General features: G+C 41.3%; 17 protein-coding genes. 8 read left to right on the forward strand and 9 right to left on the reverse strand.

What is annotated here, in order from left to right; translation table 11 throughout:
* Positions 1 to 110: 110 nt before the first annotated feature.
* Both ABJF57_RS15255 and ABJF57_RS15260 read left to right on the forward strand, forming a co-directional pair.
* The gene (locus ABJF57_RS15255; protein ID WP_462232188.1) at positions 111 to 458 is read left to right on the forward strand and encodes a PadR family transcriptional regulator; all 348 of its coding nucleotides are present in this window, start codon (positions 111 to 113) and stop codon (positions 456 to 458) included.
* Entirely contained in the window at positions 455 to 1,066 is a 612-nt protein-coding gene (locus ABJF57_RS15260; protein ID WP_462232189.1) for a hypothetical protein, read from the forward strand. Before ABJF57_RS15255 ends, ABJF57_RS15260 begins: the two co-directional genes overlap by 4 nt.
* A 214-nt stretch (positions 1,067 to 1,280) precedes the next feature.
* Here the strand turns inward: ABJF57_RS15260 and ABJF57_RS15265 are convergent, their stop codons facing one another.
* From ABJF57_RS15265 to ABJF57_RS15280, 4 genes are all read right to left on the reverse strand, one after another.
* Complete coding sequence (locus ABJF57_RS15265; RefSeq protein WP_462232190.1) at positions 1,281 to 1,472, reverse strand: hypothetical protein; 192 nt, start codon at positions 1,470 to 1,472, stop codon at positions 1,281 to 1,283.
* A gap of 193 nt (positions 1,473 to 1,665) precedes the next feature.
* Positions 1,666 to 2,301 (reverse strand): flavin reductase family protein, encoded by a 636-nt coding sequence (locus tag ABJF57_RS15270; protein WP_462232191.1) that lies wholly within the window; start codon positions 2,299 to 2,301, stop codon positions 1,666 to 1,668.
* A 77-nt stretch (positions 2,302 to 2,378) separates the two neighbouring features.
* Complete coding sequence (locus ABJF57_RS15275) at positions 2,379 to 2,540, reverse strand: Lacal_2735 family protein (RefSeq protein ID WP_462232192.1); 162 nt, start codon at positions 2,538 to 2,540, stop codon at positions 2,379 to 2,381.
* Positions 2,541 to 2,574: 34 nt separating this feature from the next.
* Entirely contained in the window at positions 2,575 to 3,585 is a 1,011-nt protein-coding gene (locus tag ABJF57_RS15280; protein WP_462232193.1) for a helix-turn-helix domain-containing protein, read from the reverse strand.
* A 152-nt stretch (positions 3,586 to 3,737) separates the two neighbouring features.
* Here ABJF57_RS15280 and ABJF57_RS15285 point away from each other — a divergent pair, with 152 nt between their 5' ends.
* A complete protein-coding gene (locus ABJF57_RS15285) occupies positions 3,738 to 4,244 on the forward strand; it encodes a hypothetical protein (RefSeq protein WP_462232194.1) in 507 nt (168 codons plus the stop codon).
* 40 nt (positions 4,245 to 4,284) lie between these two features.
* On the opposite strand, the gene ABJF57_RS15290 is transcribed toward ABJF57_RS15285, so the two are convergent.
* On the reverse strand, positions 4,285 to 4,920 hold the full coding sequence (locus tag ABJF57_RS15290) for a hypothetical protein (protein WP_462232195.1): 636 nt from the start codon (positions 4,918 to 4,920) through the stop codon (positions 4,285 to 4,287).
* Positions 4,921 to 5,048: 128 nt separating this feature from the next.
* Here ABJF57_RS15290 and ABJF57_RS15295 point away from each other — a divergent pair, with 128 nt between their 5' ends.
* Positions 5,049 to 5,765 (forward strand): DUF6090 family protein, encoded by a 717-nt coding sequence (locus ABJF57_RS15295; RefSeq protein WP_462232196.1) that lies wholly within the window; start codon positions 5,049 to 5,051, stop codon positions 5,763 to 5,765.
* Here the strand turns inward: ABJF57_RS15295 and ABJF57_RS15300 are convergent.
* Positions 5,710 to 6,558 carry a TolB family protein gene (locus ABJF57_RS15300; RefSeq protein WP_462232197.1) on the reverse strand — a complete coding sequence of 283 codons (849 nt, stop codon included), beginning with the start codon at positions 6,556 to 6,558 and terminating at the stop codon, positions 5,710 to 5,712. The two genes, ABJF57_RS15295 and ABJF57_RS15300, sit on opposite strands and share 56 nt — an antisense overlap.
* A gap of 100 nt (positions 6,559 to 6,658) precedes the next feature.
* Here ABJF57_RS15300 and ABJF57_RS15305 point away from each other — a divergent pair, with 100 nt between their 5' ends.
* Entirely contained in the window at positions 6,659 to 8,281 is a 1,623-nt protein-coding gene (locus ABJF57_RS15305) for an amidase (RefSeq protein ID WP_462232198.1), read from the forward strand.
* Positions 8,278 to 8,934: a hypothetical protein gene (locus ABJF57_RS15310; RefSeq protein ID WP_462232199.1), complete on the forward strand. Its 657-nt coding sequence runs from the start codon at positions 8,278 to 8,280 to the stop codon at positions 8,932 to 8,934. Before ABJF57_RS15305 ends, ABJF57_RS15310 begins: the two co-directional genes overlap by 4 nt.
* Here ABJF57_RS15310 and ABJF57_RS15315 read toward each other — a convergent pair.
* Both ABJF57_RS15315 and ABJF57_RS15320 read right to left on the reverse strand, forming a co-directional pair.
* A complete protein-coding gene (locus ABJF57_RS15315) occupies positions 8,931 to 9,572 on the reverse strand; it encodes a hypothetical protein (protein WP_462232200.1) in 642 nt (213 codons plus the stop codon). The genes ABJF57_RS15310 and ABJF57_RS15315 overlap by 4 nt on opposite strands.
* Positions 9,569 to 10,795: a 3-phosphoshikimate 1-carboxyvinyltransferase gene (locus ABJF57_RS15320; RefSeq protein ID WP_462232201.1), complete on the reverse strand. Its 1,227-nt coding sequence runs from the start codon at positions 10,793 to 10,795 to the stop codon at positions 9,569 to 9,571. Before ABJF57_RS15320 ends, ABJF57_RS15315 begins: the two co-directional genes overlap by 4 nt.
* Positions 10,796 to 10,864: 69 nt before the next feature.
* Here ABJF57_RS15320 and ABJF57_RS15325 point away from each other — a divergent pair, with 69 nt between their 5' ends.
* Positions 10,865 to 11,020: a hypothetical protein gene (locus tag ABJF57_RS15325; RefSeq protein ID WP_462232202.1), complete on the forward strand. Its 156-nt coding sequence runs from the start codon at positions 10,865 to 10,867 to the stop codon at positions 11,018 to 11,020.
* Here the strand turns inward: ABJF57_RS15325 and aroB are convergent.
* Positions 11,013 to 12,035, reverse strand: a complete 1,023-nt coding sequence (gene aroB / locus ABJF57_RS15330) for a 3-dehydroquinate synthase (RefSeq protein WP_462232203.1) — start codon at positions 12,033 to 12,035, stop codon at positions 11,013 to 11,015. The two genes, ABJF57_RS15325 and aroB, sit on opposite strands and share 8 nt — an antisense overlap.
* A 61-nt stretch (positions 12,036 to 12,096) precedes the next feature.
* Here aroB and ABJF57_RS15335 point away from each other — a divergent pair, with 61 nt between their 5' ends.
* Entirely contained in the window at positions 12,097 to 13,275 is a 1,179-nt protein-coding gene (locus ABJF57_RS15335; RefSeq protein ID WP_462232204.1) for a proline dehydrogenase family protein, read from the forward strand.
* The last annotated feature ends 1 nt before the right edge of the window (position 13,276 follow it).

Genomic DNA, 13,276 nt, shown 5'->3' on the forward strand with positions numbered 1-13,276 from the left:
AGCTTTCGTTTTAAGCCGTAAATGACGGCATTAGTCTGATTTTTGAAATAATACCTCAATTATTGAGGTATTTGTTTTCAATATATCATAATTTGATGTATTGTTGCATTATGTATTCAAAAGAACTATTAAAAGGCACTTTAGAAGTTATTGTTTTGAAGCTTCTTTCGGAACACGGCAAAATGTATGGTTATGAACTTTCGCAGAAAGTAAAAGAAGAAACCGAAGGAAAAATACATTTAAAGGATGGGTCGCTATATCCAGCATTGCACAAGCTTACCAAGGACGGCATATTGACATTCGAGGAAGTGAGCATTGGCAAGCGTGTACGAAAATATTATAAGCTGACGTCAAAAGGGGAGGAGCAAAAAGAGACGCGACTCGATGAGATGAGGGATTTTATCAAAACGATTGAGAAAGTGATTTTTAGTGACCTAAAAACGTCACCAGCGATATGATACCGGAAGAATATGAAGGGCGAATCATTGAGGAAGTAAACAGGAGCTCAATAAAGAATCAGGTTTTAAGGGATGACCTTATTGATCATTTCTGTTGCCTTGTGGAAATAGAAATGGGCAAGGGAATGACTTTTGAAAAAGCACTGGAAAAGGCCCACGCTCAAACAGCACCAAATGGATTAGATGAAATACAAAGGGAAACAATTTTTTTACTCAATTACTCAAAAATTATGATTATGAAACGTTTTACTTACGCGACCGGATACCTGTTTGCATTGGCAAGTATCGTAGGAATTTTCTTCAAGATGATGCATTTACCTGGTGCTACCATTCTCTCTTTTGCTGGAGGAAGCGGATTGGTATTTGTTTTTCTCCCGCTGATGTTGATCAATAAGTATAAGATGTTTGCTCATCAAGTACTTACTGAGAAAATGAAATGGATACTAGGAATACTATCTGGTATGCTCTTTATGCTGGCATCATACATGAAAATCTTCCATTTGCAAGGAGCAGCAGTAATGCTGGGACTAAGCTTCCTTGTTTTTGGTTTTGGATTTTTACCGTTTCTGTTTTTTAGAATGTACAAAAGATCTGTTGATGAACTCTGAGGTTGAGCACTGAAACTCAAAACAAAAAGCTACCTGTTTCAGGTAGCTTTTTTGTGTTTAATTCTCTTCTTCCAGTTCGCGGAAGACTAAATCTACAGAAAAATATAGCACGCGACCAGTACTGCAAGAAGCATTGCTACAAAAACGTAGATGAAGAGATTACTTTCTTGATTGGATTTCTTAGCAGACATTATTAATGGTTCGAAGATACGTGTTAGTTAACTCGTCCCGGGTTTTCTCCCTCTTTATTCTTAATTCCTCTTCGATGCATCCCTTTACCATACGCAACGCCAAAAACGATTCCTAAACTTAGCCATAAAGCCAAGTTATCCGTTGCAACGCCAATTGCGGTACCAATACCGATACCTAGAGCTATTCCCAGGTTTTGAGTTTTATCTTGTTTCATTTGGGAGATAAAAATGATTCAATCCCAAATTACATCAATTAGACAGGCGATTTTCCAAAAATTATGCTAAGCGGTTCTTATTCCGCCTGCGCCGCACGCTACAGTCCTTCACTTCCTCCCACACGTTTTCGACTTCTTTCGCCAGTAAAAAAGCCTTCCACAAACCTGGCAGCTTCTCTGGAAGGTGCTGTTTTTATTTAGAGAAATCCGGAACATCTTCTGGGCGAGCATAAGGGAACGAAGCAATAGGTGCCAGGGAATAGTAAGTGTTGAGCCCACCGATACCTGAAGAATTGAATAAGGAAAGATCGATATACCCCTTCTCATCAACTGCTCGATCGGGTATGATAAGTTCCTGTATTTCACCTACCATCATGATGGTGCCGTTGATTTTGATGGGAATCTCATCGATTAGCTTCATTCCCATTTTGATGTGGCATTCCTTTACAAAGGGCGCATGGAAGTTTACAATATACTCTTCTGTCAAACCGCAGCGATCGAACTCGGAGATCGAACGGTCTACTTTTGCGGAGGTATAATGCGCTCTATTCACAATGACTGAGGGGATGTGATTGATGGTATAAAACCCATTTTCCTTTATGTTTTCATACGTATGACGAGGCACTTCTCCGGTTGGTCGCATGATAAAGCCAATCAAGGCAGGATTACTTCCCAGGTGAATCACACTACTGAAAATAGCTACGTTTGACTCCTCAGCATTGGACTTGGTTCCAATCAAATTCGCTGGCTTTATACCAGTGATTGAATTGATAATATTGAGCCTTTTTTTACGCTCCAGCTTCTGGATTTCTACTTTATTTAGCTGCATAGTATTAAGAGCAGGATGTCTACCGATTATTTGAACAATAGCACAAGAAGTTTATGGATTTTGTCCGTTAGAACGATCTAAACCAGCGCATTGATTTCCTTTAGTACCTCTTCTGCTTCAGCAACTTTTTGATCGCTGGCTTTTCTGTTGCTTCTTGAAAGATCATACGATTCTTTCATCAGCTTCTCATATTTCTTCTGAAGTTTTTCCTTCGGAGATTTTCTACTAAATATTCCCATGCAACACTAACCAGTCAGATGGGAATATGTTGGATCAGGCACTTTTTTGTAGATGATCTTCGCGAAACTCTCCGGGGGATGATCCTACCAACTTTTTGAAATTTTTGTAAAAGGATACTTTATTGCGAAACCCAACTTCTTCACCTATTGCTTCCAATTTTAGGTGACTGGAAGATGCTTGCTTCAATCTAACTTTGGCATCCTCAATTCTGAATTCATTGATTAACTCAGAGAATGATTTCTCGGAAAAGGCATTAAGCGCCTGAGATATGCGATACTTGGGCACACCTAATTTTTCTGCAAATGATGACAGATTGAAATCTGGATCTTGATAGTATTTATTCTGCTCGAGCACAGCATTGATCTTTTGCACGAGGTAATCGCCATCTTCTTTTGTAAGACTGCTGGATGAATATTTTGGCTTGACTTTATCCTTCAAAAAACTAAACTCACTCAGGTAGGTGATGCCATAGGTGAGAATGACAAACCCACCACAGATGATGTAATCAAGCCTGAGTGTATAGAAACCCATAGCTATGGATAGATGATATGCAGCTAATCCAAGGATAAAAGATGCATAGGGTAGGAAGAAAATGGCATTTGCCCTGATATATGCTTTGGATCGAAACAATGCGAAACCATAGGCAATGAAGAGGAGTAGTTCAGAATTGATAACCACAGGGTTCGCTATTTGATAGAATTCACGGGAAAAAGTGAAGCTTTGGATTAAGATCCAGTAGATGGAAAAAGCGCCAGGAACAATCAAATGAAGCCAGAATTTGCTCATTGTGGAATCTTCTTTCATGTAGAAATAGAAGGAGAGCGGCATGAGCCAACTGGATATTACGCAAATCCAAAGCAGGACAGGTGGAAGTTGAAAAGCTTGCGTCCAAAAGTTGACATAATACAAAATGGTAATTGAGAAGAAAAGTAGATAAAGGCCAAGGAACACTTTTCTCAAATTTCGCCTGTCGAGCAGAAATAGTAAGGATACAATGACCCCATTAACCGCAGCTGCTAAGAACAATATGATTTCCCATGACATAAGAATTCGATGTTAGCTTTTAGTAGCTTCAAGATAAAACTGAATTCAGAACGATAGATAAATATTAGCTAATATTTACTCCATGGTTTAAAAAAGGTAGTTTCCAGATAATTACAAGGGTATCATTGAAAATCAATTAAAACGCTAAGACAATGAAATCAACGTTAATTTTAATTTCCCTGACTTTATGCATGACAGCCTATACCCAAGCTCCTCAGCCATCAGCCGAAGATCTTTCAAAGCTCGATTTCTGGGTAGGTAAATGGAATCTTACCTGGGAAGGAGGAAAAGGAACAAACCTGATTGAAAAGAAGCTAGATGGACGGGTAATTCAAGAGAACTTCGAAGCAATTGAAGGAGGCTTCAAAGGTTACTTGGGTACCAGCATCAGTACATTTAATCCGCAAGACGGAAAGTGGCACCAAGCATGGGCAGACAACAATGGAGGCTACATTGATTTAGTAGGTATTATGGATGGAGAGACACGCATTTTTCAAATGACAAGCCCGAGACAGCTGCCAAATGGAACCACTTCCATATCCAGAATGCGCTTTTATAACATTCAGAAAGATTCTTTTGTGTGGGACTGGGAAGCATCTGCTGATGGAGGCGAAAGCTGGCAACTGTCCTGGCGCATCAATTACCAGCGAGCTGAATAGAAGAGCATGCTGAAGAAGGTGACTGGCTAATTTTAACTAGTCACCTAATTTTTATCCATTTTTCAGGATTAAATGAATAGTGTGTAGCTGGATCTCCGCTGACCAGCTTGAAATCAGCACAATCCCCTGAACCCACTGCAGGAATTCCGATGATGTTTTCTGGATCTGATTCAGTCATTAAACCCAGAGCGAAAGAGGCTCCACTCTTTTCCAGTAGTTTACGATTGATGAAGAATTCGGTCTCACCGCCTTTTCCCATAGACACTGTGTTTGCTACCCAACCATGTTTTTCAAGATATTGTCTTCTCTTCTCAATGATCTCGGCCGTCAGGGCTACCTCTCTCACTTCCCACTTAAAAGTGTCTTCGGTGGACCAGGTATCATTGCTTTGAATATATGTTTGATCTCCAAGCGCTGATGAAGCATGCATCACAATCACTTCGTTTTTTTCATTGCAGACACAGAGGCTTGCTACGTATAGCTTTTCAGATTTAATGATCACACGGACAGAGTAGTCTGATGATGTATCAATAAACATACTGCTAGATCCATTTTCGCCTATGAGCCTTAGCTGGCTTTCCTCTTCTTCAGAAATGACCCCATCCAATTGCTCGAGTTGAGCTTGAAGTGAATGAAAAATAAATATGGTGAGTAACAGTAAGACGTATTTTTTCATGGATTATAGCCTCTAACATTGTTTACGTTTAGGATTAGAAGCGGTTTGGGTTTTAGATTTTTGTGTGTAAACATTTCATCGGATAGACTTGCAACCTTACCTACTTCACATTGTCTAATGCTTCGCATATGAAATCAAATTGGAAAGAATACCTGATAGAGCTAGTGATTGTTATCATAGGAATAACCATTGCTTTCTGGCTCAATAATATGGCTGAAGCTGCCAAGGAAGATAAGCTGGAAGCCAAATTTGTAAACGACATTCGGTCAGATCTCATCAGAGATTCTACCAATCTCCATTCGAGTTTTCGATTTAGCAAAACGAAAGGAGAAAAAGTGGAAGGAATCCTGCAATTGCTTATTCAAGATGAGGAAATGAAATATCAGGACAGTCTATTCCAAAGTATAGATATCATTGGTACGTATAATTTCTTTTTTCCTGAAAGCTTCACCATCAATTCATTGTTGCAAAGCGGTGATTTCAAAACATTGAAATCTGATAAGCTAAAAAAGGAACTTTTAAGACTCAGATGGATGTATGAAATGATTGAGCGTGACCAAAACAACTTCACCAAAGCTTTGGATGAAAACTATTACCCAAAAGTATTGACAGAGATAGATATGATTTCAGGAGATGTGCATAACCCATCATTTTTCTATGGCACTCAATTTCGCAATTGGATTGTATATGTACACAACGATACGGCCAACTTACGTGCGCAGTATGGACGAGCTCAAACGCAGATAAGAAAAATATTGGATATTATTGATGCGCTTCAAAATGAGCTAGCTATTCTCCCACTACGACCAGGCGCTTACCATCCGGTGATACCGACAAGCGTGTAATCTGTGTAATTTTTTGAGCTGCTAAATCAGTGACTTGCATCCAGTCGCTGCCTTCTTTCCATACGTAAAGCTTGCTACCCGACCCCATCAATATTTCTTTATTTGGAGTCCAGCAATAATCCTCTGCACCATCGATTACAGCAGTTAGCATCGTTGTTTTTCCAGTTTGTGGATTCATGCTTTTAATCACCCAATCATCAGTCGCCTTGTCCACGTAGCTAAAAGAATCAGACCCAGGAATTTTATGAAGTGACCGCCCGATGTTCTCACCCACCACCCTCGCTTCGTTGTTTGCGGTGTTAATGATTTGCATTGTTGCAGGTTCGCCAAGTACAAAGGCCACGATTTCTTTTGAATTGATCCAGGCATGATACCCAATTTTTAAGTTGGGAACCAATACTTCTCCAGCACCTCTCAATGTATAGGCATAGAGCAATTGTAAACCAGTAGTATCCAGGCGAATACTAGAGATGCGACCATCAGGCATCAGTGTAGGTGAATATTCGCTTCCACCAAAAGTGTTGGTTATGATCAAAGTGTTGCCAGATTCTGGATAATACCTTGCAATTTCAGTTTGCCCTTCTACACTTCGGGCGTACAAAACTGATTCGCTATCAGACCAAAATGATGGCTGATTGTCATACCCTTCATTGCTGGAAATATTAAGCGTATTCTGGATGACGAGCCCATCACTGGATCTTCTCAAATCCATCAAGAAAACTTCAGTATTTGGTTGTGAGAATAGATAAGCACCGGGCGTAATGAAAAGGAAAAGCAAAATGAGTTTCTTCATGATCTGATCTTTGGTTTGAATAGCTGGTTTGATTCGGTCAAACGATAAGTTAAATTTAGTCTTTACTCATATGACTAACGTTCCAAAAAAGAGAATGCTCATGAAGAGAAGAAATTTTATTCAGCTTAGCGCATTGACAAGTGCAATACCCTTTTTAGGGTTGAAAGCTTGTGCATCACCATCATCGGAAATAGCGGCCAATGAAAATTTATCTGGTCAAGACTCTTTTGACTTGGAAGAATGGGAAGTGAGCCAATTGAAGGAAGCGATGGAATCCGACACGTATACCTCCAGGCAAATTTGTGAATTGTATATCGAACGAATCAAAGAGAAAGATCAATCTGAAAATGGCTTGAATAGTGTGATTGAGCTAAATCCTGATGCACTGGATATTGCGGACAGGCTGGATAAGGAACGATCAGAGGGAAAGGTGCGAGGGCCTCTGCACGGTGTCCCCATCATGATCAAGGATAATATAGATACCGGAGATAAGATGATGACCACAGCCGGATCGATGGCTTTGGCAGGTTCATCAGCCCCTGATGATGCATTCATTGTTAAAAAACTGAGAGAAGCCGGAGCGGTACTCCTAGGTAAAACAAATTTGAGCGAGTGGGCAAATTTCAGGTCGTTTCGTTCATCAAGCGGCTGGAGCGGCCGGGGACGACAAACGCGCAATCCCTATGCACTTGATCGCAATCCTTGTGGCTCTAGTGCGGGTTCAGGGGCAGCCGTTTCAGGAAACATGTGTGCGATTACCATTGGTACCGAAACCAATGGATCGATTGTATGCCCATCCTCTGCAAATGGCGTGGTAGGGATCAAGCCAACCGTCGGTCTGTGGAGTAGAGACGGGATTATCCCTATTTCCGAAACTCAGGATACTGCTGGGCCTATGGGAAGAACGGTGGCTGATGCTGCTGCCTTATTAGGCCCTCTTACAGGCATGGACGAATCGGACCCTCGCACCAGAGAAAGTCAAAGCAATTCATACACGGATTACACGCAATTTCTTGATGCAAATGCATTACAAGGTAAGCGCATTGGGATTCTGGATGGAACAATTGGCTATCACGAACGGGTAGATGTAGTAATGGAAAAAGCCTTCGCAACCATGGAGAAACAAGGTGCAACACTTGTCAGAGACGTAAAGGTGAACGAAGATGATGCTTACGGAGATGCTGGATTTGAACTGCTTCTTTATGAATTCAAGGACGGACTCAATAAATATTTTGCTTCTCGACCAAACATCAAAGTGAAATCGTTGGCCGATGTGATTCAATTTAACAAGGATAATGAGGACGTAGAGATGTCCTATTTCCCACAAGGGATCTTAGAGCTGGCTGAAACCAAAGGATCGCTTACCGATAACGAATATAAAGAAGCGTACGATAGAGTGACTACTGTTTCGAGAAAGGGGATAGATAAAGCACTGGAGGAAAACAATCTGGATGCAATAGTTGGTGTAACGGGAGGACCAGCCTGGCCCATTGATGTGATCAATGGAGATCACTTTGGGACGGGTAGTTCTACACCTGCTGCAAGGTCAGGATACCCAAACATTACCGTTCCTGCAGGATATGTTCATGGACTACCTGTTGGCATGTCTATCTTTGGGGGTAAATATCAGGAACCTAAACTTATTGGTATTGCTTATGCATTTGAGCAGGCAACACGCGTTAGAAACGCACCAAAACTACTACCAACACTATCCCTAAAATGATTAAATCCATTCTAAAGTTCATAGGCATTGGATTCACCACACTTTTAATCATCGGTGTACTTGTATACTTATTCATTGATGAGTCTGTTCCCAATGGCACACAAGGACAAGATGCGGAAGAGCTTGCAAATGAAATGCTGGAAGCACTAAATAAGCCAGGTTTCGATTCACTTGCCATGATAAAATTTACTTACCCTGGCGGTCACAATTATGAGTGGAATAGGGAAGAAAATAGGGTAAGAGTTCTGTGGGAGGAAAATGATGTCTTACTCGATTTAAATCAATCGGTAGAAGGTTATAGCTCATTGGAATACCAAGGCTATACCTACTTCCTGAACGATTCATTTTGGCTAATTGCTCCTTTCAAAGTTCGTGACAATGGAGTAGTTCGATCCACAGTGGAGGTAAAGGATGGCAGAGGATTACTTGTTACCTACACCACCGGAGGAGTTACACCTGGTGACAGCTACCTCTGGATTCTTGATGATCGTGGATTCCCCAAAGCTTGGAAATTGTGGACGTCCAATGTGCCTTTAGGAGGATTAGAAATTGGCTGGGGTGGCTGGGTAGAAAAAGAAGGAGTTTGGTTTTCAACTTTTCATCCTAGTAGAATTATTGATTTGGAGATTACAAATTTAGCTGTCAGCTATTAGCTTAATGTTTCTAACAGCTCTTTATAAATCCCAGCATCTCTTGGGTGCGCGCTAGAGGATGCCAATGCCAGCGTGGTATACTCACCACCATAAAAGTGGGCTGTTGCATTTTTATCGGCACCATTTTTCAGCAATAGTTTGATTATTTCTGGTAAGTTTTCTGGTACTTTTTGCCGCCACAACTCTACTCCATTGCTTCCAGCATAGTGAAGCAAAGTAGCCCGATGACCAAAAGCCGATCGCTGATTAATCAATTCCGGCCTTTGCGCAACCAATTCCATCAATTCATCCGCTTTACCTTCGATTAGTGCATCGACAGCCGCTTCGAATTGCTGATCCAAAATCCCACTGATGCTTTCCCACTGATCGAACCCGTAAGCTCGCGCAATGGTGAGCTGGGCATCTTCAAACGTAAGGGCTTGTTTCAAGATATGCTCAGCTTTACCTCCAGCATATTGAGGATGATAATTACTTATTTCAATGGAAGCACCATTTTCTCCTTTGCTGAACGAAGCAAAAAGATTTTCAGCAAGCTCTTTTAGTAGGGGGCCAACATTCTTAAAACTCGATCTTTTTTTTAAAATCGGTTCATGAAGCTCATAGACTTGTCGGACGTGATCATTTTCGTAAACTTTCATATTGTTTCAATTTCTACCCCGAGGCTTTTTACTTCCTTCCAGAATCTGGGATAAGACTTTTCAACGACTAAAGGGTCATCAATGGTTACATCCATGAGTTGGCAGAGTGGGGCGAAAGCCATAGCCATACGGTGATCTTCGTACGTTTTGATGGCTGTTGAGTCTGGTAAATTGCTGCTGGGATAGAGAATCCATTTCCCTGACTCCTCTACCAATGATGCATTTATCTTTTTTAATTCATTTCTCATGGCAGCAATTCGGTCGGTTTCTTTGATCTTCAAGCTTTCTAAGCCTGTCATTGTCAAAGTAATATCAGATGCTGCGGCAATCACCATCACAGTCTGAGCCAGGTCAGGACAATTCCTAAAGTCCAGCGAAAGCTCATTTGAGAACTCCTCGTGTTTTAGAAGCTTAACTTTTTCAGATGCAAAATGAGTAGCAATTCCCATTTTAGACATAATGCCTGCAATCTCCCTGTCTCCTTGTGTAGAATTACTTCTTATTCCAGGAAGATTCAAGGTCCCGCTGAGGGGAGACAGAGCCATGAATCCATACCAGTAGCTCGCACCTGACCAATCCCCTTCAATCGTGTAGTCTGTCGCTTTGTAAGCTTGCGACGCTACGGAGATTTTTTCCCCAACCCACTCGGAGGTCACTCCGAATGCTTCCATGAGATCAAGCGTCATTTGAATGTAAGGACGACTGTATACCTCGGTTGTAAGCGTAACGGTCAACCCATTCTTCAGGCAAGGAGCAATCATGAGCAAGGCACTTATGTATTGACTGCTGATGTTTCCTGGGATAGCGATCTCATTCGCCATTTGATTCTCTATTCGATTGATGCAGAGAGGAGGAAAACCTTCTTTTTCCAGGTACTTAATATCAGCTCCAAGCTGACGAAGTGAATCCACTAACGGGCCGATAGGGCGCTGTTGCATGCGCTCAGTTCCAGTAATCATCGCATCATGTCCCTTGATGGAAAGAAATGCAGTAAGAAATCGCATCGTTGTGCCTGCGTCTTTCACATCATATTCATTGCTTTCATTACTCAATAAACGCAGCATCGTTTGCGTATCTCGAGCGTTGGACAGGTTGTGAATATCTCTCACATTACCACCCGCTAGTGCATTGATGATAAGCGCTCGATTACTTTCACTTTTCGAAGATTCGAGTGCTATGGTACTATTTAATCGTGAATTATGCTTTTTTAATCGATATTTCAATTTTCGGCAGGTTTTTTGATGAACGTTATCCCAACTATTTGCGTTGCTAAGTTGTCAATAAATTATAATATGTCAAGATCAAAAACGATAGGAACAATTTTCGCCTCACTTGCCTTGGGAGCACTTACTTTCTTTTTAAGCACACCAAAAAAATTGGTAAAAAAGAAAGAACAGCAGACTTCTCAAGATGATTCGAAAAGTGAACAAGAAGATTTATTTATTTAAGAACTTCTCTTAGAATAGTATCTTCAACTAGCACATCGTATGTGCACATTCCCGCTTTTTTCAAGAGCGAAAATCTAATTCCTTTCTTATCATTTTTCTTATCCTGCTTCAGGTAGCCTGCCAATACATCATAGCCCGGTAAGATGTCTGGAAATTGATAGATGTGGTTGAGGTAGTCCCTGATCTTCTCAGAAGTTTCTGAGCTGAGTACACCAAGCTTTTGGGCGACTTCATTTTCCAGAATCATTCCCAGCGCTACCGCCTCGCCGTGCAACAGGGGAGCAGATGTTTTTAATAGATGAGTTTCAATGGCATGCCCGATGGTATGTCCATAATTCAAGATTTTTCTTAATCCATGCTCTCGCGGATCTTGATTGACAATTCCATTTTTAATGGCAATTGACTTTGGAATGATTTCATCCCAGCGCAAAGAATCAAAAGATTGAGCAGATAAAAACTCCCATTGAGCTTCATCTTTTATCAGTGCATGTTTGATAACCTCCGCAAATCCGGATTTCAACTCTTTAGAAGGGAGCGTCTTTAGGAATTGTGGATAGATAATAACTTTATTGGGCTCTTGAAAAAGTCCGATATGATTTTTGAGACCATTGAAATCAACGCCCAGTTTACCTCCGATGCTTGCATCTACCTGGGATAGAAGTGTAGTTGGCAGGTTGATAAATGCCATCCCTCGCTTGTAAGTAGCCGCGATGAACCCGCCCATGTCTCCAATCACACCCCCACCTAGATTGATAAGCAGGCTTTTGCGAGTGAATCCGGCTTCTGTTAGCTGACTCCAGATACTTTGACAGGTCGCAAGTGTTTTCTCAGTCTCACCGCTTTTGATCGTAAGAATTAAATAATTCGTCACATTCAACTCGGGCAGACAATAGCGTTTCGTATTTTCGTCTACGAGCACGGCAATTTTGTCCGGATTAATTGCTTGAATTGAAGCACTCAAATCGGCTTGTAAATCCGATGAAATGGTCAGGTAAGAAGGAAGATTTTCAGACATTTTATTAAACAGGTAATGGTGTGAATCTGTTAGCTATCTTTGCACACCGATTTTCAAAAATATGCAATCAGAGCCAATCAATTTTGATGACACTGCTACGGCGTTTGCCTATCGTTCTGACGGAGAACTAAAGAACTCTCACTTTGTGTTTACGACAATGAGTAAACCGTGGATGGTGAAAGCCGGAACAGTCCTGACCAATCTTGCCCTGAAACTGAAATTACCAGTGAAGGGAATCATTAAGAAAACACTGTTCAACCAATTTTGTGGAGGTGAGTCTGTCAAGGATTGCAGTGCAAAGATTAGTCTCCTAGGTGGTCATAATGTGCAAACAATTTTAGATTATTCTGTAGAAGGACTGAAAAACGAAGACGGCTACAACGATACCAAGGAAGAAGCACTGCGTGTGGTTGATTTCGCTTCAACCAATGATCACATCCCTTTTTGTGTATTGAAGTTGTCCGGTTTGGGGTCAACAGAGCTGATGACCAAGGCACAAGCCAAAGAAAAACTAACGGAAATCGAAAAAACTAAGCTCTACAATGCCGAGCAGCGCGTGGATGAGATCGTAAGAAAGGCCAGCGGTAAAGGGCTCATGGTGATGATCGATGCAGAAGAATCCTGGTTTCAGAGTTTTATCGATGGGGTGGCTTATCGCATGATGGAGAAATACAACAAAGATCGTCCTGTGGTATACAATACCTACCAATTGTATCGTCATGATATATTGGATCGATTGAAAAGGGCTCAGATTCAAGCCGAAGTTGACGGATATTATTTGGGAGCGAAACTGGTACGTGGAGCATACATGGAGAAAGAACGAGAAAGAGCAGAGGAGATGGGGTATGCATCACCCATTCATGAAAATAAGGAGGCGGTAGATAAAGACTATGATGAGTCGCTTCGGTTTTGTATGAAATACATCAATAGAATGGGAATATGTGCTGGCACGCACAATGAAGATTCCAGTAAACTATTGACACAGCTCATGACCGAACATGAAATAGCCAATAAGGACAATCGGATATTTTTTGGTCAGTTGCTTGGGATGAGTGACAATATCTCTTTTAAGCTTGCTGACCTGGGTTACAACGTAGCTAAATATGTACCCTATGGTCCGGTGGAAAAAGTGCTTCCGTATCTTTTCAGAAGAGCAGAAGAAAACACTTCCATTGCGGGGCAGAGCGGGAGAGAGTACACATTGGTAAAGAAAGAATTGCGCCGAAGGAAGTCGGCCTGAG

This window comes from Ekhidna sp. (assembly GCF_039940915.1).
Lineage (GTDB): Bacteria > Bacteroidota > Bacteroidia > Cytophagales > Cyclobacteriaceae > Ekhidna.